A 26,353-nucleotide genomic window follows, 5' to 3' on the forward strand; every position below is an offset into this window, starting at 1 on the left:
CGGCGTTGCTAGAATATTCGGATACTTTCCCGAGGAACCCGCCGCCATGTCCGATCCCCTGTATCTCGCCAAGTCCGAAGACGGTTATCCCGCGCTGCTGCCGCAAATGGCCAACCGTCACGGCCTGATCACGGGCGCCACGGGCACCGGCAAGACGGTCACCCTGCAGTCGATGGCCGAGCGCCTGTCCTACGCCGGTGTGCCGGTCTTCATGGCCGACGTGAAGGGCGACCTGTCGGGCATGGGCGCGCCGGGCAATCCCTCGGAAAAACTGCTTAAGCGCATCGCCGAACTGGGCCTCGAAGGCTTCCAGCCCTACGCCAACTCGGTCGCCTTCTGGGACGTCTTCGGCGAAAACGGCGTGCCGGTGCGCGCCACCATTTCCGACATGGGGCCGCTGCTGCTCGCCCGCCTGCTCAACCTCAACGACACCCAGGCCGGCGTGCTGCAGCTGGTGTTCAAGATCGCCGACGACCAGGGCCTGCTGCTGCTCGACCTCAAGGACCTGCGCGCCATGGTCCAGAACGTCGGCGATAACGCCAAGAACTACACCACCGAATACGGCAACATCGCCTCGGCCTCCATCGGCGCCATCCAGCGCGGCCTGCTCACGCTGGAGCAGCAAGGCGGCGACAAGTTCTTCGGCGAACCGATGCTCAACATCGCCGATCTGATGCAGATCGACAGCAACGGCCGCGGCGTCATCAACGTGCTGGCCGCCGAAAAACTGGTGCAGGCCCCGGCGCTGTACTCCACCTTCCTGCTCTGGCTGCTGTCGGAACTGTTCGAGCAGCTGCCGGAAGCCGGCGACCTCGACAAGCCCAAGCTCGTCTTCTTCTTCGACGAAGCCCACCTGCTGTTCAGCGATGCCCCCCAGGCGCTTACCGACAAGGTCGAACAGGTCGTCCGCCTGATCCGCTCCAAGGGCGTCGGCGTCTATTTCGTCACCCAGAACCCGCTCGACGTGCCGGAGAAGATCCTCGGCCAGCTCGGCAACCGCGTCCAGCACGCCCTGCGCGCCTTCACCCCGCGCGACCAGAAGGCCGTGCAGGCCGCCGCCGAAACCATGCGCGCCAATCCCAAGTTCGACGCCGCTGCCGCCATCACCGAACTCGGCGTCGGCGAGGCGCTGATCTCCTTCCTCGACGACAAGGGCCGCCCGAATGTCGTCGAGCGCAGCATCGTCTTCCCGCCCGCCTCGCGCCTCGGACCGCTGACCGCCGACGAGCGCCGGGCGATGATCCAGGCCAGCCCGATGCTCGCCGCCTACGGCCAGACCGTCGACCGCGAATCGGCCTATGAAGTCCTCAAGGGCAAGCCGGCTGCCGGCGCCCCGGCAGCCCCCGGCGCCATTCCCGCACCGCAGGGCGGCGGGCTGAACACCAACGACTGGGGCAACCATGCCGGCCAGCCGCAACCCCAGCCCCGCTACGAGCAAGCCCAGCAACGCCAGCCCGCCCCCGAGGCGCAAGCCGAATCCGGCGGCGGCCTGTTCGGCGGCCTCGGTGAAATCCTGATGGGCAGCACCGGCCCGCGCGGCGGCAAACGCGAGGGGGTGCTCGAAAGCGCCGCCAAGAGCGCCGCGCGCGGCGTCGCCGGCACGGTTGGACGCGAGGTCGGCAAGCAGATCCTGCGCGGGGTGCTGGGCAGCATCCTCGGCGGCCGACGCTGAACGCCGACCGGCGAACGATCCAAGGCCATGGCGCAGGGCTTTCCTGCGCCATGTTCGTTTTCGGGCCTTTCCCGGCTTGATGGATCGGCGGCGCCCATCCGAAAATCCGGGAATCTAGCCGGAATGGCGCTGTCCACCGCACGTGGAGCGAAAAATCCGGGAAAGGGGCGCAAGCATGAGCCAATCACTGCCGCCGCTGGGCATTCAGCGGGTCAAGGTCGTCGCGCTGGCGGTTACCGACATCGCGCGCGCCAATCGCTTCTATCGGGAGCAACTCGGCCTGGAGCCGGCTTTCGAGGGCAAGGAACAGGTCGGCTGGTGGCTGGGCCAGGTCATCCTGATGCTCAAGCCGGACTGGGCAACGCCGACCGAATTTCCGAATCCGCGCGTCACGCTGGCCACCGACCACGCACCGGCGACCCAGGCGGCACTGCGGGCGCGCGGCATCGCGATTGCCAACGAGGTACAGGTTTATGGCGATTTTCATGTCGGCAGCTTTCTCGACAGCGAAGGCAACAAGCTCTGGTTCTGCTCCCCGGCCGCCGGACCCGGCGACGACACGCCGGCCTGATCGCCCCCTCTTTCCCCCACCCAAAGACCCACCTGGCATACCCCTTGCACTGGTAGTGACCGTTTCCATCACTGTGCGGGGGTTGAACCATGGCGATTGCCAGTCTGGCTGCATCGGCAGCCGTTTCCCTGGTCGGGTCGATTGCCCGTAGCCTGACCTCATCCAGTCGACCGGCGGCAAGTTCGGCCGGTCGGGTGGAAGATTCTGCCGTCACCACCATCTCCCAGGCAGCCCGCGACCGGCTGGCGGCCGAGGCGAGCGGTGCCAAGGCCACCTACGACACCATGCAAGGCAGCCAGGCGCTCGATATCGACGCCTACTTCACGCCCGACCCGTCCCGCCCCCTGCTCTCCCTGCCACTGCTGGCCCCGACCCGGAACAACATCGACGCCCTGAGCCGGCACGTATCGGCAGCCATGCCCGAACTGCTCGCCCGCTACGGCATTCCGCAAGCGCCGGCGAGCATCGCCTACGACACCAATGGCCAGATGCAGCTGCCCGCGGACTATCCTTACGCCGCGCAGTTTCGTGGCGCGATGGCGGAAAACCCTGTTCTGGCCCGCCAAATGAGCACGATCAATGCCCTGTCGTCGCAGATGAACGGCATGGAAAAAGCGATGTCCTTCGATGCGGAATACCGCGCGGCAAAAACGCCGGCCGAACTTGCGGCGGTGATCACCAAGTATCGGAGCCTGCTTGACGGCAATCTTCCCCCCGCCGCGATCGCGCTGCATTTCGACAACCAGGGTCGCTTGTCGGTGACTGCTGACAACCAGGCGCTGGCTGCCTGAAAATGACAGGTTGATTTCGCCGACCGGCGAATGGAGAATGCGCAACGACGTCCGTTCGCCCGCTTCCCGGCCAATGCCGAGAACCCATTGCCGGATCAGGCGTCGAAGCCCGTATAGCCCAACAGGAGAGAGATGCCATGCCGGGAACCGTTCGCCTTCACCGCGTACTGAAAGCGCCCGCCGAGCGCCTGTATCGCGCCTTCACAACCGCCGAGGCGATGGCCAAATGGCTGCCGCCGCACGGTTTCACATGCACCGTACACCATCTGGAGGCGCGGGTCGGCGGGACATTCCGGATGTCGTTCAGCAGCTTTTCGACGCAACAAGGCCACAGTTTCGGCGGGGAATACCTCGAACTCGTTCCCGACCGTCTGCTGCGCTACACCGACCGCTTCGACGATCCCAACCTGCCCGGCGTCCTGCAAGTCACCGTGACGCTGACGCCGGTACTGTGCGGCACCGAACTCCACATCGTGCAGGAAGGCATCCCCGATGCGATCCCGGTCGAGATGTGCTACCTCGGCTGGCAGGAATCGCTGACGCAACTGGCGGCGCTGGTCGAGCCGGAAATTCCGCAGTAACGCCCCGTTCCGGGATGATTGCCATGCACCAACCCAGACCCAGCGGCAGCGAACCGGCCGGTTGCGCGCCAGCGGCTTGAAACGGGGAATACGCCAGTGCCGCCCACCTTCCTCGATCACATCACGCTGACCGCCCCGTCTCTCGAGGCGGGAAGCGATTTCGTTCGCGACGTGCTGGGTGTCGCGCCGCAAGACGGAGGCGAGCACCCGCGCATGGGAACGCACAATCGCCTTTTGCGCCTCGGCGAGTCGATGTTTCTCGAAGTGATCGCGATCAACCCCTCGGCCGTCGCCCCCGGTCGCCCCCGCTGGTTCGCACTCGACACGCTGACACCGCAATCGGTGCCGACACTGTCGACCTGGGTGGTCCGCACGACGGATATTCGAAGCACGCTGACGGCTTCGCCGGAGGACCTGGGCAAGGTCGAGCCGATGAGTCGCGGCGCACTCGACTGGCTGATCACCATCCCCGAGGACGGTTCGCTGCCGTTGGCCGGCCTTGCCCCGACGCTGATCGAATGGTCGGCCGCCGGGCACCCGGCCGCCAGACTCACCGATCACCATCTGCGCCTTACGAAGCTGGAGCTGTTCTCACCGCAACCCGAGCGCATCGAACGCCTGCTGCTGGCGCTGGAAATCGAAGCTCCAGTATTGGTACGGAGAGGCCCCGCCGCACGGCTCGTCGCCCATATCGCCACGCCGCAAGGCCTTCGCCTGCTATCCTCCCCGGGCGCACCCGGCAGCACCAGCGCCTGACCCCATGTCCGCCAATCCCCCGCGCACCATGAATCTTGACGGCGTAGTCGCCGCGCACTGGCGCGACGCCCCCCCCAAAACCCTGGCCCATCCGGGCTTCAGCACGCGCCTGCTGTGGTCGCAGGCGGACGGGCGCAAGGCGCTGATGTTCGAGATTGCGCCCGGCGCCGTCTACCCCGAACTCGATGTGCACTCTCCCGGCCCGGAAGAGGTGTTCGTGGTATCCGGCACTTTTTGCGACGGGCAAAACAGCTACCCGGCCGGCACCTTCATTCACCATCCCGCCGGCACGTCGCATATACCGCAGTCGCAGGAAGGCTGCGTACTATTCGTGTTTTTCCCCGAAGGCTGATCCCGAGCCGGGATTTGCCGTCGCACCAAAGGAGCCCGCAACAATGCGTGGAAAATGTCCGCCCGTCGCCTGTCTTACCCTGGCCGTCGCACTGCTGGCAGCGCAAGGCTGCACGACCGAGCAGTGGTACAACGCCGCCAACCAGTCGTCCGAGCATCACTGCCGCAAGCAGCCGCCCGGCGAGAGCCAGAAGTGCCTGGACGAGCTCAACAAGAAGAGCTATGGCGAATACGAGAAGGAGCGCGCCGCGCAAAAGCAGTAGCCCGATTGCCGGCACCGCGCTCCCATGCACGACCTTCCACCGCTCCACGCGCTGCCCGCCTTCGAAGCCGCCGCCCGCCTGGGCAGCTTTCAGGCGGCGGCAGCGGCGCTGCACCTGACGCCGTCGGCGATCAGCCACCGCATACGCCAGCTTGAAACGCACCTCGGGCAGGACTTGTTCGAGCGGCGGCACCGGGCCATCGCGCTGACGCCGGCCGGGCGGCGCTATCTGGCCGTGGTGCGCGACGCCTTGCTGCGCCTCGACGAGGCCAGCGCCGTGCTGCGCGCGCCGAAGCGGGAGCGCCTGCGCATTTCGGCGGCGCCGGCACTGGGCAGCACCTGGCTGGTGTCGCGCGTCGCCGCGTACCAGGCCGGCCATCCGACCGTCGAATTCAGCCTGGCCACCGCCACCGGCCTGGGACCGCTGCTCAACGGCGAAGCCGATATCGGCCTGCGTTACGGCGAGGAGGAATGGCCAGGGCTGCTGGCCTGGAAACTGTTCGAGGAGCGGGTATTCCCGGTGTGCAGCCCGGCCCTGGCCGCCGACCTGAAGCACCCCGACGACCTGGACGGGAAACACCTGCTGCGCCACCCCCTGCTGTCCTGGCAGCGCTGGTTCGCCGCCGCCGGGCTGAGCCGTCCCGAACCGGTCGCCGGAGCTTGGTACGAGGATGCCCTGCTGATGCTGGAGGGCGCCGTGGTCGGTCATGGCATCGCCCTGATGGCAGGCAGCCTGGCCGCCCCCTACGTGGCCGACGGCCGTCTCGTCCGTCCCTTCGCCGAGGATTGCGCCGACCGCAGCTTCTATGTCGTCGCCCCACCCGCCATCCAGGAACGCCCGGCGGCGATGGCCTTCATCCGCTGGCTGGTGCGCGGGGCGCACGATATCGCCGGCTAGGCAGACGCCTGCCGGGCCCGCCGCCTCCCGGGCGGCGACAGGTGAATCCAATTCATCCAAACCCGCTTCAATTCGTTTGAGCGCAAGCCCGCCGACCGGCACGCTTGCCGTACCGCCTTCTTCCGTCCGCGCCCCGCCTACCCGGCGACGGCCGCCCCGGGACCGGCACACCCCACCCCCGGTGTGCCGCCACGGCCGCTCAGGCGGCCTTTTCACGGATCCAAGGAGAACGACCATGCAAGACCGCGACGGTTACATCTGGCTCGATGGCCAGTGGCTGCCCTGGCGCGAGGCGAAAGTGCACGCGCTGACCCATACCCTGCATTACGGCTACGGCTGCTTCGAAGGCATCCGCGCCTACGAAACGGCCGACGGCCCGGCCATCTTCCGGCTCGACGAACACCTGCGCCGGCTCGAGGATTCGGCGCACATCCTCGCCATCGACCTGCCGGTGGGCCGCGCCGCGCTGGCCACGGCCTGCCGCGAGGCGGTGAGCCGCAACGCGCTGCGCAGCGCGTACATCCGGCCGCTGGTCTTTCTCGGCGCCGAAAAGCTCGGCGTCGATCCGGCCGGTGCCGACACCCACGTCATGGTCGCCGCCTGGCCATGGGGCGCCTACCTGGGCGGCAAGGCGCTCGCCGAGGGCGTCCGCGTCCGCGTTTCGTCCTACGCCCGCCATCATCCGAATGTGCAGATGTGCCGGGCCAAGGCGATTTCGACCTACGCCAACTCCATCCTCGCCGTGCGCGAGGCCCGGCGCGACGGCTACGACGAGGCGCTGCTGCTCGATACCGAGGGCTACGTGGCGGAAGGGTCGAGCGAGAACGTGTTCATCGTTCGCGACGGCGAGTTGCTGCAACCGGAAACCACCTCGGCGCTCGACGGCATCACCCGTCGCACGGTGGAAACGCTGGCCCACGAAGCCGGGCTGACCGTGCGCGCCAAACGCATCACCCGCGACGAGGTGTATTGCGCCGACGAGGTCTTCCTGACCGGCACGGCCGCCGAAATCACGCCGGTGATCGAAGTGGATCGCCGACGAATTGGATCGGGCGCCCCCGGGCCGGTCACCCGGCTGTTGCAGGCGCGTTATTTCGCCTGCGTAACGGGTGAAGATGCGACCCATGCCGGCTGGCTGACCGCGGCATGAGAAATCCGGGGCCGGACGCGCCGGCCCCGGCAACCATCATCAGGCCCGCCGGCGAAAGCCGGCGAGCATCTCCCATTGGTGCACGCTCAGGCCGAGCAGGATCAGCGCCGTGCCGATCCACAGGCGGAGGCCGATGGTTTCGCCGTTGAACCAGTTGCCGAGCAGCAGCGCGATGACCGGGGTGATCAGCGTGATGAGCGCCACCTTCGAGGTTTCGAGATGCTTGATCACGTAGTAGTACAGCGCGAAGCCGATCACCGACCCGAAAATGCCGAGATAGGCGATGGCCGCCCCGGCGCGCGGCGGCACGACGGCCGGCAGCTGGCCGTCGCTCAACCACCAGACCAGCCCGAACAGCGGCAGCGAAACGCTCAGCGAGCCGACCGTGGTCGCCAGCGGCGGGCTGTCGTCGCCGATTTGCTTGAGCCACACCATGCCGCCCGAGTACAGCGTCACCGCGCACAGCACGGCGAGCAACCCGGCCAGCGCGTCTGCGTGCCCCAGGCTGTCGCCGTGGATGAAGATCGTCGCCAGGCCGACGGCGCCGAGCAACATGCCGCACAGCTTGAGCGGTGTCAGCGAGCGCTCGCCGACGAACAGCGCGCCCAGGATGGCGGCGGCCAGCGGCGACAAGCCGAAGAGCACGGAAATCAGCCCGGAATGCACATAGCGGGCACCCCAGTAGGTGAAGATCATGCCGCCGAAAAGCGCCAGACCGCCGACCAAGTAGGCACGGCAGGCCCGCCGGTGCAGCGGAAAACGAATGCGCCACAAGGCCATGAGCAACCCGGCGACGACGACGCCGATCAGCATGCGCGCGAACACGGCCAGCGCGAAGCCGACGCCTTGCGTGCTCCACTGGATGGCGAGCGGGGTGGTGGACCAGATCAGGATGATGCCGAGGTAGGCAAGGGGGACGGACATGCGATTCTCCGGTTCAGGTCGCGGGAGGTGACGGGGGATGCGAGGCGGCGATCATGGCCACTCCTTTAGGCACGGGATGGAACGACAGAAAACAAAAAGGCCGCGGTTTCTACGCCGCGGCCTTTGGATGAAATCGGAATGAAGACGACTAATCCACCGCAGGCCCCGGACAAACGGCAATGCGCCATGCGCGCAGGATGCGGCAGGGCAGCAGGTTCAGCGTAAAGGTGGCGTGCGGTCGAATCATGGCCTTATTTTGGCGGCATATTGTGCAGTGCGTCAAGCCACCCCTCGCCCGATCATGGCGGCCGCGGATGCCGGGCGCCTCGCGGGAAGAATGCCCCGGCACGGCGGAAAAGGTTTAACATTAGCGTTTTCTGATTTACCGGAGCGCACCATGAAATTCCTCCTTCCCGCCACCCTGCTGATGGCCGCTTTGCCGAGCTTCGCGCAGGACCTGGCCGCACTGACCGCCGAGACGAAAAAGACCGTTCTGCCGGTCGTTCCCAAGGTGGTCAATGCCATGCAGGATGCCGTCGCGGACAAGGGCGTGGCCGGCGCCATTCCCGTCTGCAAGGAGCAGGCTCCCGCACTGATCAAGGAAAAGCGCCAGGAAACCGGCTGGGACATCCGCCGCGTCAGCCTCAGGACGCGCAACGCAGAACGCGCCACCCCCGACCTCTGGGAAGCCCGCCAGCTGGCTGATTTCAACATCCGCGCCGCCCAGGGCGAGAAGATCGACAGCCTCGAAAAAAGCGAGATCGTGAGCATCGATGGCAAGCCGGTCCTGCGTTACATGAAGGCGCTGCCGGTCGGCGATGTCTGCCTCAAGTGCCACGGCCCGGCCGAGACGCTCGATGCCGGGCTGAAAAGCGTGCTCACGGCGGCCTATCCGCACGACCAGGCCACCGGCTACACCAAGGGACAGATTCGCGGCGCGCTGACGGTCAAGCGCCCGCTGTAATTTTCCGCCGCCGGAACCCGAACCGCATCGGCGCGCCAATGTCATAATGCGGCGACAATCCGCCCCGGGGACAACACGCCCCCGGGGCCGTCGCTGCAGATGACCGGAGGCGCCCCATGAGCACACGCATCTTCATCAGCTATCGCACCGCGGACGGCGTCGACAAGGCTACCGCCTTGGCGCGCGACCTCGGAGAAATATTCGGCGACGACGCGGTCTTCCTGGACAAGGACGACCTGCGCGGGGGAACGGCGTGGCGCCAGGAAATCGATCATGCGCTCGACGCCAGGCCCATCCTGCTCCTGCTCGTCACGCCGCAGCTCCTCAACGCTGTCGACGACCGGGGACAGGCCCGGATCGACGATGACGACGACCCCGTCCGCAAGGAACTGCAGGCTGCGCTGCAAGCCGGGGCAAGCATCATCCCGCTGCTGTGCGACGGGCTGGACGACGTACCCGACGCCGGCCGCCTGCCGGCCCCGTTCGACCGCATCGGCGACCTGACCTGGCGCAAGCTGCGGGCCTACGACTGGGACAACGACATCGAGCGCCTGAGCGACGATCTGAAGGCTTTCGGCATTCCGCCGAGCAAGCGGAACCGGCGCGCCGACGACGCCGCCCCGACGATGGCGCACTACGCCCGGACCCGGCGCCGGGTCATGCTCCTGGTCGCCGGCGTGAGCGGCGTGCTGGTGGCGGCGTACGCCTGGTGGCTACCGCGCGACGACGGCCCGGTGAATCTCGCCGGACGCTGGCAAGCCCAGCTCTGGCAGGGTGAAGTGGTCAGCGTCGAACTCGCGGAGCAAGGCCAGGCGGTGACCCTGGCCAGCGCCCCCGTCGCCATCGCCGACCGCCCGGACTGGGCCGAGTACCGCCGCTTCTGGAGCGAGCAGGGCAAGGGCGAGCTGACCGCCATCCGGTATCGCGGCGCGGGCAGGCGCATCGAGGCGCCGGGCGCCGCGGCGATACTGGACATCGCCCTGGAGGTGCTGCCCGGCCCGGACGCGCCCCCGGTCGACAGCGGCAATCTCCGCCTGCACCTGGCGGCCGACGGCAAGACCCTGGCTGGCCGCATCTGGCTGAACAGCGCGCAGGCCGATCAGGCCGCCGTGCTGACGCGCCTGCCGCGCTAGCGGCAACGACCGGCGAGCGACGCCCGACGCTGTCAGGGCGCCGCTTTTCCGGCGAGATGCTCGAACAAGGCGCTGGCGGCCGAACTCAGCCCCTGCCGGGAACGGACGCAAAGCTGGAGGTCGCGCGGCGCCCACTCGTCGGCGATCTCGACCGTCGCCAACCCCGGAGAAGCCCGTGGCACCGCCGAGCGCGGCACCATGCCGAGGCCGACCCCGGCCGCCACCATGCGGCAGACGGCGTTGAAGCTGCGCACCTGGATGCGCACGTCGAGCCGGCCGCCGAGGCGGGCGGCGTGGTTCATCATGAAGGTATGGATGGCGCTGCCGGCATGCAGACAGACGAAGGGTTCGCCCAGCACCTCGGCGAAGGCGAGCGCCGGCCGTGCGGACAGCGGATGCGCGGCGGGAACGATGAGGACCAGGCGGTCGCGTCGATAGGGCTGGGTTTCGAGGCCGGCCAGGTTGCCTTCGGCGGCGACCACCCCGAGTTCCACCTGGCCGGCGGCCACCGCCTGGATGATCGCCGGGCTCGGCTGCTCCTCGAGGCTGATGCGCACCTGCGGGTGCTCGCGCAGGAAATCGCCGAGGTCTTCCGGCAGGAAGCAGTTGATGGCGTTGGTGTTGGCGAACACCGTCACCTGGCGGTGCAGGCCGCCGGCGTAGGGCGCCAGGTCGGCGTGCATCTGTTCGAGCTGGGCGAATACCTGGCGGGCGTGGCGGAGCAGCGATTCGCCGGCGGCCGTCGGCGTCAGGCCGCGCGCATGGCGGACAAAGAGCGGCACGCCGAGGGCCGCCTCGAGCTGCGTCAGGCGATGGCTGGCCGAGGAGGGCGCCAGATGGACCAGTTCGGCGGCCCGGGTCAGGCTGCCCGAATCGGCAATGGCCGCCACCAGCCGGAGGTCGGGCAGGTCGTAGCGCATGGTTTCGTCCCCATCGAATGCTGGTTTTGAATAATACCAATTGTCCGCCCGCCAGCCGGAGGTTTTAATGGGAATACACCATTTCACCCCGGGAACGACTTTGGAAAAATCGAACGCTTACGGTGCTGGCCTGGCGCTGATCGCGGCGCTCGGCTTTTCGCTGAAGGCCATTTTCATCAAGCTGGCCTACCCCTACGGCGTCGACGCGATCACCCTGCTCGCCCTGCGCATGGGCTTCGCGCTGCCGGTTTTCCTGTGGGTCGGGCTGGCCGGCCAGAAGGCCGGCGGCAGCCTGACCCGCGACGACTGGATCAAGCTCGTGCTGCTCGGCTGCCTCGGCTATTACGGCGCCAGCATCCTCGATTTCTGGGGGCTGGAATACATCTCGGCCGGGCTCGAACGCCTGATCCTGTTCACCTACCCGACGCTGACCATCCTGATCGGCGTCCTCTTTCAGGGCAAGCCCTTCACCCGGCGCGAGGGCGTTGCGGTGGCGCTGTGCTACACCGGCATCGGCCTCGCCTTCGTGCACGACCTCAATTTCGGCGACACGCGCAGCGTGCTGATCGGGGGCGGCCTGGTCTTCGGCTCCAGCGTTTCCTATGCGCTGTACCTGTCGGGCAGCGGCGCGATGATCGCCCGCCTCGGCGCCATGCGCTTCTCGGCGCTGGCCATGCTGGTGTCGTCGGCCGTCACGCTGCTCCATTTCACGATCGCCCAGCCGTTCTCCGCCTTCATCCAGCCCCTGCCGGTCTATGGCTGGGGACTGGCCATGGCCCTGTTTTCGACCGTCGTGCCGGTATTCGCCCAGTCGGCGGCGATCCGCCGCATCGGCGCCGGGCGCTCCGCGCTGTTCGGCATGATCGGCCCCATCCTCACCATCGGCGTCGCCTGGTGGCTGCTCGGCGAGCGCATTTCCGCCGCGCAGAGCGCCGGCGCCGTCTTTGTTGTCATCGGCATCCTGATCGTCAGCCGCAAGTAATAGCTTCGGTTAGAATCCGGAGCATGATCGGCATTCTTCTCATCACGCATGGAAGCTATGGCGAGGCGCTCGTCCAGAACGCCTGCCACGTGCTGAACAAGCGCCCGCTGCAACTGAACCAGCTCGGCCTCTCCGCGCAGGACGACCCGCTCGACCTGCTGCCGCTGGCCCGCCAGATGCTGCACCTGGTCGATAACGGCCGGGGCGTGCTGGTCCTCACCGACATCTTCGGCGCCTCGCCGGCCAACCTCGCCCTCAAGCTGCTCGAACCGGGCCGCATCGAAGGCCTGGCCGGCGCCAACCTGCCCATGCTGCTGCGCGCCCTGAACTATCGCGACAAGGACATGGAGACGCTGCTCATCCGCGCCCGCGATGGCGGCCGCGACGGCATCCTCAACATGCAAAACCACTAACCGGAAACGATTCATGCTGACCCAGGAAACCGAAATCATCAACAAGCTTGGCCTGCATGCCCGCGCCTCCGCCAAGCTGACCCAGCTCGCCGGCAAGTACAAGTGCGAGGTGTGGATGAGCAAGGGCGCACGCCGCATCAACGCCAAGAGCATCATGGGCGTGATGATGCTGGCGGCCGGCAAGGGCTCGAAAGTGACCCTGGAAACCGACGGCGCCGACGAAGCCGAGGCGATGGAGGCCCTGCTCGCGCTGATCGCCGACTATTTCGGCGAAGGAGAATAAGCCCTATGAGCTTCACGCTACACGGCCTGGGCGTTTCCGGCGGCATCGCCATCGGGCGGGCCATGCTGATGTCGCACGCAACCCTGGAGGTTGCCCACCTGACGCTGGCGCCGCGCCTGATCGACAAGGAAATCGAGCGCTTCGACACCGCCATCAAGGCGGTCAAGGACGAACTGATCCTGATGAAGGAAAACACCGAGCACGCGCCGGCCGAGCTCAATGCCTTCATCGACATCCACACCATGTTCCTGGAAGACCCGGAACTGGCCGAAAAGCCGCGCGACATCATCCGCGAGCGGCGCTGCAACGCCGAATGGGCGCTGGTCCAGCAGATGGAGCACCTGGTCGACCAGTTCGACCAGTTCGAGGACACCTACCTGCGCGAACGCAAGTTCGACGTGGTGCAGGTCGTCGAGCGCGTGGTCAAGGAACTGCTTGGCCACCCCGGCCGGGCGGCGCTGAAGAATGCGCGGAAATCCAAGGAAGAAAGCCTGATCGTCGTCGCCCACGACCTGTCGCCGGCCGACACCATCGCCTTCAAGGAACACCGCTTCGCCTCGTTCATCACCGATGTCGGCGGCGCCACCTCGCACACCGCCATCCTCGCCCGCTCGATGGCGATCCCCGCCGTGCTCGGCCTGGAGAACGCCCGCGGCCTGATCCGCGATGGCGAACTGCTCATCGTCGACGGCCTGCGCGGCGTCGTCATCGTCAATCCCGACCAGCGCATCCTCGACGAGTACCAGCTGCGCAAGGAACAGATCGAGCTGGAGAAATCCAAGCTCAGGCGCCTGAAGACAGCCAAATCGGAGACAATCGACGGCGTCGAGGTGCAATTGTTCGCCAATATCGAGCTGCCGGGCGACGTGCCGGTTTCCCTCGACTGCGGCGCCGAAGGCATCGGCCTGTTCCGTACCGAATTCCTCTTCCTCGACCGCGGCGACATGCCCGACGAGCAGGAACAATACGAAGCCTACAAGAAGGTGGTCAAGGGCATGGGCGGACGCCCGGTCACCATCCGCACCTTCGACCTCGGGGCGGACAAGGACATGAACCCCAACGCCTCCGCTGGCGACCGGGTCAAGACCAACCCGGCCCTCGGCCGCCGTGCCATCCGCCTGTCGCTGGCCGAGCCGCGCATGTTCCAGACCCAGCTGCGGGCCATCCTGCGCGCCTCGAAGCACGGCCCGATCAAGCTGCTCATCCCGATGCTGGCGCATGCCCACGAAATCGACCAGACGCTGGCCGCGCTGGAGCAGGCCAAGTCCAGCCTGCGCGGCGAGAAGGCGGCTTTCGACGAAAACATCGAAGTCGGCGGCATGATCGAGATTCCCGCCGCCGCGCTGGCCGTCGGCCTGTTCCTGCGCCGCCTCGACTTCCTCTCCATCGGCACCAACGACCTGATCCAGTACACGCTGGCCATCGACCGCACCGACGAGCAGGTGGCCGCCCTCTACGACCCGCTGCACCCGGCGGTGCTGATGCTGATCGCCCATACCCTGGCCAGCGCCGAGAAGGTCAATATCCCGGTCTCGGTATGCGGCGAAATGGCCGGCGACCCGGAACTGACCCGCCTGCTGCTCGGCATGGGCCTGCGCATCTTCTCGATGCACCCGTCGCAGATCCTGAAGGTCAAGCAGCACGTGCTGAAATCGGAGGTCAACGACCTCGCCCCCAACGTCCGCAAGATCCTGCGCCTGGACGAACCGGGCAAGCTGCGCGAGGCGCTGGAAAAGCTCAACGCCTGAGCGCGCCGCCGCCGTAAGAACAACATAGATCGCCGTGCGACCTTTTGTCGCGCGGCGATTTGCCACATTCCCCATTCCCCGATCAAAGCGGAAAATCAGGCTCCGCTTAAATACCAATAAAATCAGGGAGAACCACATGGGGTATCAACTCCGTCCATTGGCGAGCGCCGTTGCGCTTGCCTGTTCCGTCATGACCTGGTCACAGGCCCATGCCCAGACGACGCTCAACGAAGTCGTCGTCAACGCCGGCAAGATTCGCGACGCGGCCACGCCACAGCAGATCGGCGCGGCGGAAATCGCCGCCCAGCACGCCATCACCCGCGATACCGCGGCGCTGCTGCGCGACGTGCCGGGCGTCAGCCTCTACGGCGCCGGCGGCGTTTCCAGCCTGCCGGTCATCCACGGCCTGGCCGATGATCGCCTGCGCATCACCGTCGACGGCATGGACTTCATCGCCTCCTGCCCCAACCACATGAACCCGCCGCTGTCCTACCTGGACCCGAGCAACGTCGCCAGGATCAAGGTCTTCGCCGGCATCGCGCCGGTCAGCGTGGGCGGCGACAGCATCGGCGGCGCCATCGTCGCCGAAACCGCCCCGCCGCAGTTTGCCGCGCCGGGGCAGGGCACGCTGGCCAAGGGCGAGATCGGCGCCTTCGCCCGCAGCAACAACAACGCCATCGGCGGCAACCTGGCGGCGACGCTGGCCACCGAAAGCCTCAGCATCAGCTACACCGGTGCGCTGGCCAAGGCCGACAACTACAAGGCAGGGGGGAATTTCCGGCAGAACACGACGAGCGGCCGCATCGGCCACAGCGTGGCGCTCGACGAAGTCGGCTCCACCGCCTACGAAAGCCGCACCCATACCCTCGGTTTCGCCATGCGCGGCGGCAACCACCTGGTCGAAGCCAAGTTCGGCTACCAGGACGTTCCCTACCAGCTCTATCCCAACCAGCGCATGGACATGCTCGACAACGAGCAGAAACGCGTCAACCTGCGTTACCTCGGCCAATTCGACTGGGGCATGTTCGAGGCGCGGGCCTACCATGAGCGCGTCGACCATTTCATGGATTTCGGCGCCGACAAGCGGATCTGGTACGGCGCGTCGTCAGGCAGCGGGGCGAACGGCTCACCGTGTTCGCCGATCAGCAGCACCTGCGCCTATGGCATGCCGATGTACTCCGCCGGGCGGACGACCGGCATCAACCTCAAGGGCGATATCGAACTTGGCCAGGGCGACCTGCTGCGCCTCGGCGCCATCTACCAGCACTACACGCTGAACGACTGGTGGCCGCCTTCCGGCTCCGGCATGTGGCCGGGCACCTTCGACAACATCAACAACGGCAAGCGCAATCGCATGGGCATCTTCTCCGAATGGGAGAAGCGCTTCGGGCCGCAATGGACCACCCTGCTCGGTGCCCGCTACGAGCGGGTCGAAACCGATGCCGGCAACATTCACGGCTACGGCACGGCCATGGGCAACCAGCTGGTCGATACCGCCGCCTTCAACAACCGCAGCCACAGCCGTACCGACAACAACATCGACCTGACCGCACTCGCCCGCTACACCCCCAGCCAGAGCGCCGACATCGAGTTCGGCCTGGCCCGCAAGGTCCGCTCGCCCAACCTCTACGAGCGCTACACGTGGTCCACCTGGAGCATGGCCGCGGTCATGAACAACTTTGTCGGCGACGGCAACGGCTACATCGGCAACATCGACCTGAAGCCGGAGAAAGCCTATACCGCCTCCTTCACCTTCGACTGGCATGCCGCCGACCGGCGTTGGGAACTCAAGGCCACGCCGTACTACACCCACGTCGACGACTACATCGACGCCGTCCGCTGTTCCGCCGGCTCGGCCTGCACGGCAGCCAACGCCAGCACCCGCAACCAGTTCGTGGTGCTGCAGTACGCCAACCAGTCCGCCCGCCTGTACGGCCTCGACCTCTCGGGTCGCGCCCCGCTGGCCAGGACCGGCCTGGGCGAGTTCGGCATCAAGGGCCTGGTCAATTACACCCGGGGCGAAAATCGCGATACCGGCGACAACCTGTACAACATCATGCCGCTCAACGGCAAATTCAGCCTGACCCACCAGTCGGGCGGCTGGGCCAACGCCATCGAGTTCGTCGGCGTCCAGGGCAAGCAGGACGTATCGGGCGCCCGCAACGAAATCACCACGGCCGGCTATGGCCTGACCCACTTGCGCGGCAGCTACTCGTGGAAGAACGTTCGTGTCGATTTCGGCGTCGAGAACCTGTTCGACCGCTACTACGCCCTGCCGACTGGCGGCGCCTATACCGGCCAGGGCCGGACGATGAGCCTCAACCCGGCCGATGGCACGATGCCCTGGGGCATCGCCGTGCCGGGCATGGGCCGCTCGTTCTACGCCGGCCTCAACCTGAAGTTCTAGGCCTTAGCCTGCACCGGACAACCCCGGCCCGGTGCCGGGGTTTTTTCCATCCAGATCGGAGATTTTGCATGTCGCGCCAGCCCCGCACCACCGATCCCGGAACCGAGATCCATGCCGCCGGCAGCGCAGGCAAGGCATGGCGGCTTGCCGAAGGGGTGGTCCGTTTCGACAGCGTCGCGGCCGATGGGCACGCCAGCTTCGCCAGCCTGGCCATCGCCGGCGACATCATCGGCTGCGAAACCCTGCTCTTCGGCTGCTACACCTTCCGGGCCAGCGCGCTGACCCACTGCCGTCTCGATCCCTGGCCGGAGGGAGGCGTCGCCGACAACTCGACCCTGCTCGCGTCGTTGCACAGGGCGCAACAGCGGGCCGCCGACCTGCTGGCGCTGCGCGGCGGCCAGGCCAGCGCGCGCGTCCTCGGGCTGATCCGCCTGCTCACCGACCGCAGCGGCCGCGTCGTGCTGCCCATGCGCCAGGAGATCGCCGACATCACCGACCTGCGCTTCGAAACCATTTCCCGCATCGTCAAGCAACTCGAACGCGACCGGGTCATTCGCCCCATACGCCTCGACGGCGTTCACGCCACGCGCAGTTTCGCGCTGGCCAGCCCGCGCTAACGCGCCGGCTCGGTCAGAAAGGCGATCTTGACGATGCTGGCCCGCTGGGCGGCGGCCATCACGTCGGCCACTTTCTCGTAGGCCACCTTGCGGTCGGCGCGCAGGTGCAATTCCGGCTGCCGGCTGCTGGCGGCAGCGAAGCGGGCATCCAGCGCATCGCGGGCAAGCGCTTCGCCATTCCAGAATATCCGTCCGTCGATGTCGATCGCCAGCTGGATCACCTCCGGCTTGTCGTCCAGCTTGGTGGCCGACACCTGGGGCAGGTCGATCGGCACCGCCTGGTGGAACAGCGGCGCGGTGATGATGAAGATGACCAGCAGCACGAGCATCACGTCCACCAGCGGGGTGGTGTTGATTTCGGCCATCGGCTGGCCGGTGCCGCCTTCGTCGAAGCTTCCGAAAGCCATGATCAGACAACCTGCTTGGCGCGCGCGGCGCCGATATCGACCAGCTGCGTATTGCCGCCGACCCGGACGCCGGTCGTCAGGTAGGCATGCAGGTCGTGGGCGAAGCCGTCGAGCTGCACGGCAAGCAGCCGGTTCGAGCGGGTGAAGGCGTTGTAGGCGAGCACGGCGGGAATGGCGACGAAAAGCCCGGCCGCCGTCATGATCAGGGCTTCGCCGACCGGGCCGGCCACCTTGTCGAGAACCACCTGGGTGGCGCCGGAAAGCCCGACCAGCGCGTGATAAATGCCCCAGACCGTGCCGAACAGGCCGATGAACGGCGCCGTCGAGCCCACCGACGCGAGAAAGGTCAGCCCGCGCTCGATGCGCGCCTGGGTGTTGACGATGTGCGAGCGCATGGCGCGGGTCACGAATTCGCTGGCATTGACCCCGGCGCCGATACCGCGCGCCGCATTCTGCTGGTGCGCCTGCGCGGCGTGGGCGCCGGTCAGCGCCAGCCCGGCGAAGACGCCGGAGGGATCGTCGCGGCGCAAGGCCTCGAGCGCCTCAGGCAGCGAGTTGGCGCTCCAGAAGGAGTTCAGCGCCCGGTCCTGCGAACGCGAAGCGCGCCAGGCCGACAGCAGCTTGCCGAGAATGACCGACCACGATGCGACCGAAAGCAGCGCCAGGATCACGGCGGTGGTGTGGGTGACCAGGTCGCCCTGGCTCCAGAAGTGGGCCAGGCCCATTGGCGAATGCATGGAATTTCCTTTTCGAATCAGTCAAGCGCAAAGGCGATCGGAACGACCACCGACGAATCAAGCGGCTCGTCGCCGCGCCGGGCCGGGACAAAGCGCCAGCGCCCGACGGCGTCGATGGCCGCGGCGTCGAGACGCGGAAAGCCGCTCGACTTCGAGACGGCCACCTCGAGGGGGGCGCCCTGGGCACTGACGCGCACCTTCAGCAACACCTTGCCTTCCTCGTTCAAGCGGCGGGAAAGCGCCGGATAGACCGGTTTCGGGTTATGCAGGTAGTCGGCGTCGAAGCGGGCGGCCACGATGGCCACCACCGGGGCCGGCGCCGGCGGGGCGATGGGCTGCGGCGCCGGGGGAGCCGGCGGCTGGGGGGCCACGACAAAAGTGCTGGGGGCGGCCGGGGCGGCGGCAGCCAGAACCGGTTGCGGCGGCACAAGCGGCGGCTTGCGCAGCGGCGCCTTCGGCGGCGGGGGCGGCAAGGGCTTCGCCGCAGCCGGCGGTTCCTCGATCATGGGCAACAGGCGGACGCTGATGCTGGGCGGCAGCGAAATGAGCTCGTTCTTGACCGAAAGGAAGAGCAGGGCATAGGCCAGCACGACATGCAGCAGAACGACGGCGAGCAGGTTGACGGCCCGCTCGGCCGGCGAGGGATGACGCTCGGGCAGATCCAGTGGCGGCAAGACCATCGCGTTGCTCATAACCCTTGATTCATATCAAAACACACATAAAAAACAGGCACTTACATTACGGTCGATTGTAGTCGAGCGGCACTGCGTTGCCGATGCGGCATATTGTCGCAGATTGGCGCGCGCCCATCTCCGGCGCAGCGCGGCGACGCGCTCATTGCCCGCTGACGCACGCCAGCCGGAAGCTCAGCCAGAAGACGCTGCCCTCGCTCAGCACGCTGCGGCAGCCGGCATCGCCGCCCATGGCCTGGGCAATCCGCCTGGACATCGCCAGGCCGACGCCGAGGCCGCTGTAGATGCGGCTTTGCGAATTGTCGCCCTGCTCGAAAATCGAGAACAGCCGGTCGATATCCTCGGCGGCGATGCCGACGCCTGTATCCTCGACCTCCAGGCGCAAGGCCAGTTCGTCCCCGGGTAGCGCTTCGGCATGCGCGCGCAGGGTGATCCTGCCGTTCGGCGTAAAGCGCATGGCGTTGTCGATGTAGTTGGCGATGGCCCGCCGGATGAGCATCGGGTCCCCCACCACCTGGGCATCGCCCAGGGGCGTGTCGCGCACGAACGCCAGCCCCTTGGCGCTGGCTTGCTCGGCGGCCACGCCGGCCATGTCGTCGATGAGCAGCGGCAGGGAAAACACCTGGCGCTTCAACTCGAGCCGACCGGAGTCGATCCAGCTCATTTCCAGGATGGCGTCGATGGTTCGCGTCAGGCCCTGGGTCGCCGCCTGCAGCCGCTCCAGCAACTGCGCCTGCTTGCCGCTCATCTCCTGGCGCTTGAAGATCTGCAACAGGCCGTTGATCTGGTGCAGGGGCGTGCGCATCTCGTGGCTCATGTTGGTCAGGAAGCGGCTTTTCACTTCCGACAGGCGTTCGGCCGCCTGGCGCGCCAGCGACAGCTCGCGCGTCCGTTCGTTCACCTGCTCCTCGAGATGGTCGCGATACTGCGCCAGCTCGATCTCCAGAGCATGCTGCTCGGTAATGTCGTGCCCGATGCACAGCAAGCCTTCGAAACGCTCGTCCCGGCCCAGGATGGCGCGATTGAACCAGCGCACCCAGATGCGCCGGCCATCCCGGGTGACGTTTTCGTTCTCGTTCTCGGCATAGGCCTCGGGATGGTCGAGGATGGCCGCAATGACGCTCGCCAGATCGCGCTCCGTCACGCTCTCCGATGCCGGAACGATGGTCTCGATGATGGGCCGGCCGATCACCTCGTCGGCGCGGAAGCCGAATACCCGCTCGGCGACCTCGTTGAAGTAGGTCACCTCGCCCGCCGGCGACAGCCGGAGAATGATGGCGTTGGCGTTCTCGACCAGTTCGCGGTACTTGCGCTCGGCCCGCTGCCGCTCGCTCGCCTCGCGCTGGAGCGCGAAGTTGATGCGACGCATGCGCGCCGCAACCAGCAGCGCGCACGCCAGCAGGGCCAGCGTGATCGCCATCGACCACAGCAGCCAGACAGGAACCGCCTGGCGCCGATCCGGGGCGTAGAGAAAAGGCTCGATGTCGAAATCCCCGGGTATCAGGTTCTGGCTGGCATAGACCGCAACCACGTGCCGCCAGCGCCCCGGGCTCATGTAGCCGGCCTCGACGATGTCCGGACGCGTCAATTCGCGAATCTGCTCCGCCTCGAAACGCAGGTGTTCGAGCGATTTGCCCTGGGTGTTGTAGCGCTCGACGATCAACTGCGCGATTTCATCCGCATGATCCAGCGCATACACCAGCCCCTTCAGCGTCGCCTCGCGAAAAGCCCGGACCCGTTCGGGCCGTTGGCCCAGCGTCGACTCCGTGGTGAACAACATGTTGCCGAACAGGTCGATCCCCGCCGAACGCGGCGTCAACAGCAGGTACTCGTGCTCTCGTCCGCGGATCAGGAAAGGTTCGTTCGAAAGATAGACCGCCTTGGCGGCATGTTCGCCGCGATCGACCGAGGCCAGCGTCCAGTCGGTCTGCGCCACCAGCTTCAAGCGGTTCGCCGGCAAGCCTGAGGCCTTCAGATAGGCCTCGATTTCGTCCCGGCTATGCACATCGACGGCGACCGGCCGGTCGGCCAGATCGGTCACGCTGTTGATGCCGGACGCCCGGCGGGCCAGCAGGCCGATCGGCGAATGCTGCATCAGCGCCGCCAGGGCGACCACCGGCTTGCCGTGATGGCGGTCGATGACCAGCGACGAGGTGCCGACGCCGAAATCCGCCTGGCCGGAAAGCACCGTCGACACGGTATCGACGCCCGGGTCGCCTTCAAGAATATAGACCGCCAGGCCGGCATCGCGGTAATAGCCCCTGGCCTCGGCTGCATAGAAAGCAGCAAACTCGAACTGGTGCTTCCAGGGCAGTTGCACGGCAACGCGCTCGAGACCCAGCGCCGTGCCCGCCCAGCCCACACAGGCGATGGCCAGCCAGCAACGGAAGAAGACCAGGATCATGGCTATCGGCATTGAGTTCACGGAAGGGAAGGGCTTGCGAAAGACTGGGCAAGACGCATGATAGCCGCCGGGACAGTCGATCCGGAAACGTGGACGTGACGGCGGGGACCGAAGTCCCCGCCGGCTGTCTTGGGTAATAAGGCTTCAGCGGCCCCAGCTAGCCGTTATTAGGCGGCGATAGCGAATTGCTCATCATTGGCAATTATGGATTTGCTTCATTAACGTCGATCGCCTGACGAGTTGCCTGCGCACCTTTGTCCGCCCTGTCGAAGCCAGTACACCCCCATCCAAACGCACTCAGCGGAATGCCCTTGGGTGGAGGTGAGGGGAATCGAACCCTTATCTAAGGAAAAAGTTTGAATTTTGAGTGTGTGTATTAGTACAATGCCCCGCAGAATAGTCTATACTAAAGCATGCACCACCGTGCACTATTGTAAAAAGCAGTCGTTGTTACACTTAGTGACAACCTGACAGTGGTGAGCAGTTGTTTTTTGGGGTGACCGACCCCATAATCAGGTTATGGCTGTTATTCCGGTGACTCGGAAACGCTCTGGACAGGGGTTCGATTCCCCTCACCTCCACCTAAGCCCATAGGGGTACAGGCTGGGAACATACCAAGCTGTTGGCTTAGGTGGGGGTGTACTGGTTTCGACAGGGTGGAAGAAGAGAAGCAGGCAGCTCGAGAGGCGACGGACGTAATCCGCGCAAATCCATAATTGCCAACGATGAGCAATTCGCTATTGCCGCCTAAAAACGGCTAGCCGGGGCTGCTAGAGCCTTGTTACCAAAGATAGCCGGCGGGGACTTCAGTCCCCGTCGTCACGTCTAAGTTATGCGCTTCCACGAGCGTATTTAACGGTTGCCTGATGCCACCTGGCTGACGTATTAAAGGACAGCCACCGACCCACAGCGGACTATCGGAACTACCCAAACATAAAGCTTTTGAGATAGCTCTTGTAAATCACAATTGCTACTAGCGTTCCATACAAAAACATCGCAGACATTTCAAGGCATACAAAAACGAGAGTCAAGGAGGTTTTTTCTCCTAATTTCCGCTTCTTGAAATAGCTGTCGATGAGTAGTTCGGTAGTGTTTTTTGGTAGCCAGAGATTTCCGTATCCGATATTAACTTTGACCGAGAAATCGTTGCCCATAACTACTGGCTTTATCTCGGCCATCACTAAAGCCAAAACAACAATCCCAGCCAATGCCGCTAATAGGTATCCCTTGGTATCAAAAAAACCGTAGGGAAGCGATGTCATGCCAGTTAGCTTTATTAAGGCGCAGTCTGCTGCAAGAAGAATTACCGGCATAAAGACGACCATGAATTCCAGTTTCCCCAGGTGACGCATGAGCTTATCAGTCAAGAGAATCAGTTTTGACAGGTGCATCAGGCCTACTTGCATGAATTTCCTTTGATTTCGGGTGCCAATCAATGGTAACGCATATCGCATATCGACTGGCTGCTTGTGGCCGGTTGCTGCCTCAATACTTAGTTCACGACAATGCAATTTTCTGGTCGGCTCCACCGTAATGAGAAAGCTGTTTGCATAATGGCCCTCACCTGCCGCGCTCCGCTGCGCTCGCTTGCCTCCTGGCTCGTTCGGCTACGCCGAGCCAAGCCCAGGTTAATCTCTATTGAAAACCCGATTTATCAAAATTTCGAACGAGCAAACCATTGAGTTTTCGCTGGTGGTTTTACCGAGAATACACATTAGAGGACAAATGCCACCTCTCTCTGGTGGACTAAAGCCGGCTTGCGAACGGCTTCCTCAAAAGTTGGCTTGCTTCCCAGAAAAACAACTTGCTCAATGCCGCGAGTGAGCCCCGTGTAAATCAACGAATGGTCCAGAATGCGTGACTTCGACACCACGGCGGCTACGCGCCGGAACTGGCTACCCTGTGCTTTATGCACCGAAATCGCATGTGCCAGCGTAAGACGGTCGGCCACTTCTGCAACAGGAATGAAGTGCGACACACCCTCGAAATCAATATGCAGTCCTACTGTGCCCTCGTTGGTCACTGCGGTAATACGGCCCAGTGTTCCATTCATCAGCCCTCGGTCATAGTCATTGACTAGATGGATAACCGGCTCGCCGACACCAAACTGAAACCCAGTCAGGCATTCGGTGCTGCATGCCTCGTGAAACTGGAAATTGATGGCTTCGATGCCGCAGGGACCATCTTTGATGGCACCAAGCATCTGGAAGTCGTCGCCAGACCAATCTGCGGCTAGCCGCTGCAAATGGCCCTGAACCTCCTCCGGCAAGCACTCGATGAAGCTGACCCCTGGCGCCCGGCCACGGTAAGCGTCAAGGTCAGGCACCTCGTGGCTGCGAATGCTCGCCGCAATTCCCGGGATGCCGGTTGCAGCAGCCTGGCGATGCACCTCCGTCAATTCCACCTGCGGAACCAGAGGGCTTTGCACCAAGCGGTGGAATACCAGGCCAAAGCCGATGGGGGGTAGTTGTGCCGGGTCGCCGACCAGCAGTAGTCGCGCACCTTCGGGTAAGAATCGCAGGAGCCGGAAGGCCGTCGGCAAATCGAGCATCGAGGCCTCATCGACGATGACCAGTGTATCCGGCGTGACTTCAAGCACCCCATCCTTGACTTGATGCAGGAAGCGCGCAATGGTCATAGCCGCGTGGTCAGTCGCCTCGCTCATCCGCTTAGCTGCGCGCCCGGCCAAGGCCATCTGCAGCACCTTTAGGTTGAGCCGCTTGGCGATGTCGATGACGATACGCAACACGGTAGTTTTACCCACACCTGCGCCACCGGTCAGCACCGAGAACGGCTCCGTAGCCGCAAGCAGTACCGCCTCGCGCTGCTGGGCATTCAATTCAAAGCCTTGGGCAGCTTCATTTTCGGTAATGGCGCCTGCCAACCAGTCCATTCCTACCTCAGCGTTAAACAGCGTCGATTGCCTTGGCGTCTCCCCAGATACCATGGCCCGGATACGCTCAGCGATACCAGATTCCAGGGCAGCAGCGCCCAGGGGCTGATACCCCTCAACTGCATTTCCCACAATGGCGCCTTCTTGCCATGCCAGGTCGATGGCCGACCTCGCATGGCGGGCATCCAGGGAGAGAATTTTGGCAACCCGCTCCACAAGCTTTCCCGCCTGCGTCAGCGTGTGGGCATCCTGCAGCCGTTCATACAGCGCAGCTTCCACCGCACCAACGAGGCGTCGCGCATCATCCTTGACGACACCGAGCTTCCCCGCCGCAGACTCTGTCACCTTCCAGCTGGCAAAAGCCAGCATGTAGTAGGGATTCAGCTCGAGCATCTCGATAGCCTCGCTACCCCAGACACGGCGTAGTTTGTTGGCAATCCGGACATCAAACCCATACTTGTCCAAGAAGGCCACGACGGCACCTTCGGCACGTTTTTCTGCCCAGACTTCGACGAGCCGGTCGGCCATTGACGCCGTCAGAATGCTCCACAACGCCTCCGCATCGCCGGCGTCAAGGATTGAGACCAGGCCATCGCCGAAAGCGGCGTAGAGCGCAGTTGCCTTGCCTTCACCAATGCCGGCGAAATCTGGATGGCTGGCCAGGTAATTGATGACGAGGCGCCCTTTAGGGACAGCGTAGCTGCACCGCTTAGCGCACAGCTGCCGTCCATATTTCGGGTGTTCGCGGAAATCACCCGTAACCTCCCAAGCCTCGCCAATCGCAGGATGGCGTGGCAGGCAGCGCGGACCCGCTACAACTCGTATACGGGTGCCTTCGGCATTGAGCCCCGAGAAGATTGCCGAACCATTGCTGGCAAGGTGCGTGAGGGCCCCGACCGTGATGGTGATTGTTTCAGACATGGCGCTCCGGAGGCGCTGGAATTCGCCGCCCCGTTTCAATCATCATGTCCTCACGAGCGGCTTGTAGACTCAGCGCTTTCAGCTGACGGCGTAGCTCCGCATTTTCGGCCACCAAGGCAGCATTTTGCTGTTCTAGTTGGTGAACGCGTCTTTCCAGAACCTTCGCTTTTGCGTCAAGCCCACCCTCGCTACGCACACGGCGACTATCCGATGTAGCGCCTTCTTGAAATGCCTTAACTGGCGAGTCAACCTTGACGTCAGCCAGAAGCGCTTTTAGTTGAGGATTCTTGTAAAACGACTGTCGTGGTATTCCAGAGGCCTCTGCAATGGCACTGATGCTGAGCGCCCCATCTTCGTTGCGAGGCAGCGCATCAACAGATTCCAGATAGGTCCGAAACGTCTGTACGTACTCGGCACCAACCACCTTCCCGCTTTTCATGCCTTCCTCCCAAGCTTTCCTTCCTGCTCAAGAAGGGTGCGATATGCCTGCAAAAATGCCCGAGCACGTTGCCCACTCACGATGACTTGGCGACCAACTGGAGCCGCTAGGTCACGTATTTCCTCTTTTTCAAAATCGACCTGGATAACCTCAAATTCAGCATTGATTCTTTCCAGTATCAGCTTGAGAGCCATGACTGTATTACTGAAGTCGACATGCAGGCTTGCCCCCCCTGAAGAAACCGCATGCTCTTCTTCAGTCAACGCTACCGTTGATGCCGATAGCCTATTTTCCAAGGCGGCAACGCGGCCCCTGAGAGTTTTTGCTTCTAGTCGTGCATCGAAGAGCTTTGCCTTCAGCAACTCAGGCGTCGCGTCATCATCACCAACCAAGGCGCTTGCACCGGGCTGAGAGGCTAGATGGTTCAGCATAAGGCG

27 protein-coding genes and 2 other RNA genes are annotated in these 26,353 nt (G+C 64.7%); 18 read left to right on the top strand and 11 right to left on the bottom strand.

From position 1 onward, the window contains the following. Positions 1–46 precede the first annotated feature (46 nt). From Q0P59_RS05850 to Q0P59_RS05890, 9 genes are all read left to right on the top strand, one after another. Complete coding sequence (locus Q0P59_RS05850) at positions 47–1,672, top strand: helicase HerA-like domain-containing protein (protein ID WP_295004537.1); 1,626 nt, start codon at positions 47–49, stop codon at positions 1,670–1,672. 175 nt (positions 1,673–1,847) lie between these two features. Further along, positions 1,848–2,243: a VOC family protein gene (locus Q0P59_RS05855; RefSeq protein WP_295004539.1), complete on the top strand. Its 396-nt coding sequence runs from the start codon at positions 1,848–1,850 to the stop codon at positions 2,241–2,243. Between the two features lie 89 nt (positions 2,244–2,332). Continuing rightward, positions 2,333–3,034 (top strand): hypothetical protein, encoded by a 702-nt coding sequence (locus tag Q0P59_RS05860; protein ID WP_295004541.1) that lies wholly within the window; start codon positions 2,333–2,335, stop codon positions 3,032–3,034. A 137-nt stretch (positions 3,035–3,171) separates the two neighbouring features. Next, a complete protein-coding gene (locus Q0P59_RS05865) occupies positions 3,172–3,615 on the top strand; it encodes an SRPBCC family protein (RefSeq protein WP_295004543.1) in 444 nt (147 codons plus the stop codon). Positions 3,616–3,711: 96 nt separating this feature from the next. Further along, positions 3,712–4,371, top strand: a complete 660-nt coding sequence (locus tag Q0P59_RS05870) for a VOC family protein (protein ID WP_295004545.1) — start codon at positions 3,712–3,714, stop codon at positions 4,369–4,371. Between the two features lie 4 nt (positions 4,372–4,375). Continuing rightward, a complete protein-coding gene (locus tag Q0P59_RS05875; RefSeq protein ID WP_295004547.1) occupies positions 4,376–4,723 on the top strand; it encodes a cupin domain-containing protein in 348 nt (115 codons plus the stop codon). Between the two features lie 43 nt (positions 4,724–4,766). After that, complete coding sequence (locus Q0P59_RS05880) at positions 4,767–4,985, top strand: hypothetical protein (RefSeq protein WP_295004549.1); 219 nt, start codon at positions 4,767–4,769, stop codon at positions 4,983–4,985. 24 nt (positions 4,986–5,009) lie between these two features. After that, positions 5,010–5,882 carry a LysR substrate-binding domain-containing protein gene (locus Q0P59_RS05885; RefSeq protein WP_295004551.1) on the top strand — a complete coding sequence of 291 codons (873 nt, stop codon included), beginning with the start codon at positions 5,010–5,012 and terminating at the stop codon, positions 5,880–5,882. A gap of 235 nt (positions 5,883–6,117) precedes the next feature. Then, a complete protein-coding gene (locus Q0P59_RS05890) occupies positions 6,118–7,032 on the top strand; it encodes a branched-chain amino acid transaminase (RefSeq protein ID WP_295004552.1) in 915 nt (304 codons plus the stop codon). Positions 7,033–7,071: 39 nt separating this feature from the next. Here the strand turns inward: Q0P59_RS05890 and Q0P59_RS05895 are convergent, their stop codons facing one another. Continuing rightward, a complete protein-coding gene (locus tag Q0P59_RS05895; protein ID WP_295004554.1) occupies positions 7,072–7,956 on the bottom strand; it encodes a DMT family transporter in 885 nt (294 codons plus the stop codon). 397 nt (positions 7,957–8,353) lie between these two features. Here Q0P59_RS05895 and Q0P59_RS05900 point away from each other — a divergent pair, with 397 nt between their 5' ends. Next, complete coding sequence (locus Q0P59_RS05900; protein ID WP_295004556.1) at positions 8,354–8,920, top strand: DUF3365 domain-containing protein; 567 nt, start codon at positions 8,354–8,356, stop codon at positions 8,918–8,920. Positions 8,921–9,036: 116 nt separating this feature from the next. Beyond that, positions 9,037–10,053 (top strand): TIR domain-containing protein, encoded by a 1,017-nt coding sequence (locus Q0P59_RS05905; protein WP_295004558.1) that lies wholly within the window; start codon positions 9,037–9,039, stop codon positions 10,051–10,053. A gap of 32 nt (positions 10,054–10,085) precedes the next feature. On the opposite strand, the gene Q0P59_RS05910 is transcribed toward Q0P59_RS05905, so the two are convergent. Further along, positions 10,086–10,973 carry a LysR family transcriptional regulator gene (locus tag Q0P59_RS05910; RefSeq protein ID WP_295004560.1) on the bottom strand — a complete coding sequence of 296 codons (888 nt, stop codon included), beginning with the start codon at positions 10,971–10,973 and terminating at the stop codon, positions 10,086–10,088. Positions 10,974–11,040: 67 nt separating this feature from the next. Between Q0P59_RS05910 and Q0P59_RS05915 the strand changes: the two genes are divergently transcribed. The 6 genes from Q0P59_RS05915 to Q0P59_RS05940 all read left to right on the top strand — a co-directional run bounded on the left by Q0P59_RS05915 (position 11,041) and on the right by Q0P59_RS05940 (position 17,423). Beyond that, positions 11,041–11,955, top strand: coding sequence for a DMT family transporter (locus Q0P59_RS05915; RefSeq protein WP_295004562.1), 915 nt, complete (start codon positions 11,041–11,043; stop codon positions 11,953–11,955). Between the two features lie 23 nt (positions 11,956–11,978). Then, positions 11,979–12,368 carry a PTS fructose transporter subunit IIA gene (locus Q0P59_RS05920; protein WP_295004564.1) on the top strand — a complete coding sequence of 130 codons (390 nt, stop codon included), beginning with the start codon at positions 11,979–11,981 and terminating at the stop codon, positions 12,366–12,368. A 13-nt stretch (positions 12,369–12,381) separates the two neighbouring features. Further along, on the top strand, positions 12,382–12,651 hold the full coding sequence (locus Q0P59_RS05925) for an HPr family phosphocarrier protein (protein ID WP_295004566.1): 270 nt from the start codon (positions 12,382–12,384) through the stop codon (positions 12,649–12,651). Between the two features lie 5 nt (positions 12,652–12,656). Next, on the top strand, positions 12,657–14,399 hold the full coding sequence (gene ptsP, locus Q0P59_RS05930; RefSeq protein ID WP_295004568.1) for a phosphoenolpyruvate--protein phosphotransferase: 1,743 nt from the start codon (positions 12,657–12,659) through the stop codon (positions 14,397–14,399). A gap of 136 nt (positions 14,400–14,535) precedes the next feature. Then, positions 14,536–16,806 carry a TonB-dependent receptor gene (locus Q0P59_RS05935; RefSeq protein ID WP_295004570.1) on the top strand — a complete coding sequence of 757 codons (2,271 nt, stop codon included), beginning with the start codon at positions 14,536–14,538 and terminating at the stop codon, positions 16,804–16,806. A 68-nt stretch (positions 16,807–16,874) separates the two neighbouring features. Beyond that, positions 16,875–17,423, top strand: a complete 549-nt coding sequence (locus tag Q0P59_RS05940; protein ID WP_295004572.1) for a Crp/Fnr family transcriptional regulator — start codon at positions 16,875–16,877, stop codon at positions 17,421–17,423. On the opposite strand, the gene Q0P59_RS05945 is transcribed toward Q0P59_RS05940, so the two are convergent. The 5 genes from Q0P59_RS05945 to ssrA (Q0P59_RS05965) all read right to left on the bottom strand — a co-directional run bounded on the left by Q0P59_RS05945 (position 17,420) and on the right by ssrA (Q0P59_RS05965) (position 22,078). After that, complete coding sequence (locus Q0P59_RS05945; RefSeq protein ID WP_295004574.1) at positions 17,420–17,830, bottom strand: biopolymer transporter ExbD; 411 nt, start codon at positions 17,828–17,830, stop codon at positions 17,420–17,422. The genes Q0P59_RS05940 and Q0P59_RS05945 overlap by 4 nt on opposite strands. Positions 17,831–17,832: 2 nt before the next feature. Beyond that, entirely contained in the window at positions 17,833–18,567 is a 735-nt protein-coding gene (locus tag Q0P59_RS05950; protein ID WP_295004576.1) for a MotA/TolQ/ExbB proton channel family protein, read from the bottom strand. A gap of 17 nt (positions 18,568–18,584) precedes the next feature. Next, the gene (locus tag Q0P59_RS05955; protein WP_295004578.1) at positions 18,585–19,259 is read right to left on the bottom strand and encodes an energy transducer TonB; all 675 of its coding nucleotides are present in this window, start codon (positions 19,257–19,259) and stop codon (positions 18,585–18,587) included. A gap of 142 nt (positions 19,260–19,401) precedes the next feature. Further along, positions 19,402–21,675 (bottom strand): ABC transporter substrate-binding protein, encoded by a 2,274-nt coding sequence (locus Q0P59_RS05960; RefSeq protein ID WP_295004580.1) that lies wholly within the window; start codon positions 21,673–21,675, stop codon positions 19,402–19,404. Positions 21,676–21,759: 84 nt separating this feature from the next. Continuing rightward, positions 21,760–22,078: a transfer-messenger RNA gene (ssrA, locus tag Q0P59_RS05965) on the bottom strand. Between the two features lie 18 nt (positions 22,079–22,096). Between ssrA (Q0P59_RS05965) and ssrA (Q0P59_RS05970) the strand changes: the two genes are divergently transcribed. Next, positions 22,097–22,485, top strand: a transfer-messenger RNA (tmRNA) gene (ssrA, locus tag Q0P59_RS05970). Positions 22,486–22,586: 101 nt separating this feature from the next. On the opposite strand, the gene Q0P59_RS05975 is transcribed toward ssrA (Q0P59_RS05970), so the two are convergent. The 4 genes from Q0P59_RS05975 to Q0P59_RS05990 form a co-directional block, all read right to left on the bottom strand. Then, a complete protein-coding gene (locus Q0P59_RS05975; RefSeq protein WP_295004582.1) occupies positions 22,587–23,069 on the bottom strand; it encodes a hypothetical protein in 483 nt (160 codons plus the stop codon). Positions 23,070–23,377: 308 nt separating this feature from the next. Beyond that, complete coding sequence (locus Q0P59_RS05980; RefSeq protein ID WP_295004583.1) at positions 23,378–25,477, bottom strand: AAA family ATPase; 2,100 nt, start codon at positions 25,475–25,477, stop codon at positions 23,378–23,380. Continuing rightward, entirely contained in the window at positions 25,470–25,916 is a 447-nt protein-coding gene (locus Q0P59_RS05985; protein WP_295004584.1) for a DUF6262 family protein, read from the bottom strand. The genes Q0P59_RS05980 and Q0P59_RS05985 overlap by 8 nt, the downstream gene beginning before the upstream one ends. Further along, positions 25,913–26,347, bottom strand: a complete 435-nt coding sequence (locus Q0P59_RS05990) for a hypothetical protein (RefSeq protein ID WP_295004586.1) — start codon at positions 26,345–26,347, stop codon at positions 25,913–25,915. Before Q0P59_RS05990 ends, Q0P59_RS05985 begins: the two co-directional genes overlap by 4 nt. Between the last annotated feature and the right edge of the window lie 6 nt (positions 26,348–26,353).

The sequence above is a fragment of the uncultured Dechloromonas sp. genome, assembly GCF_945957265.1.
Classification (GTDB): Bacteria; Pseudomonadota; Gammaproteobacteria; order Burkholderiales; family Rhodocyclaceae; genus Azonexus.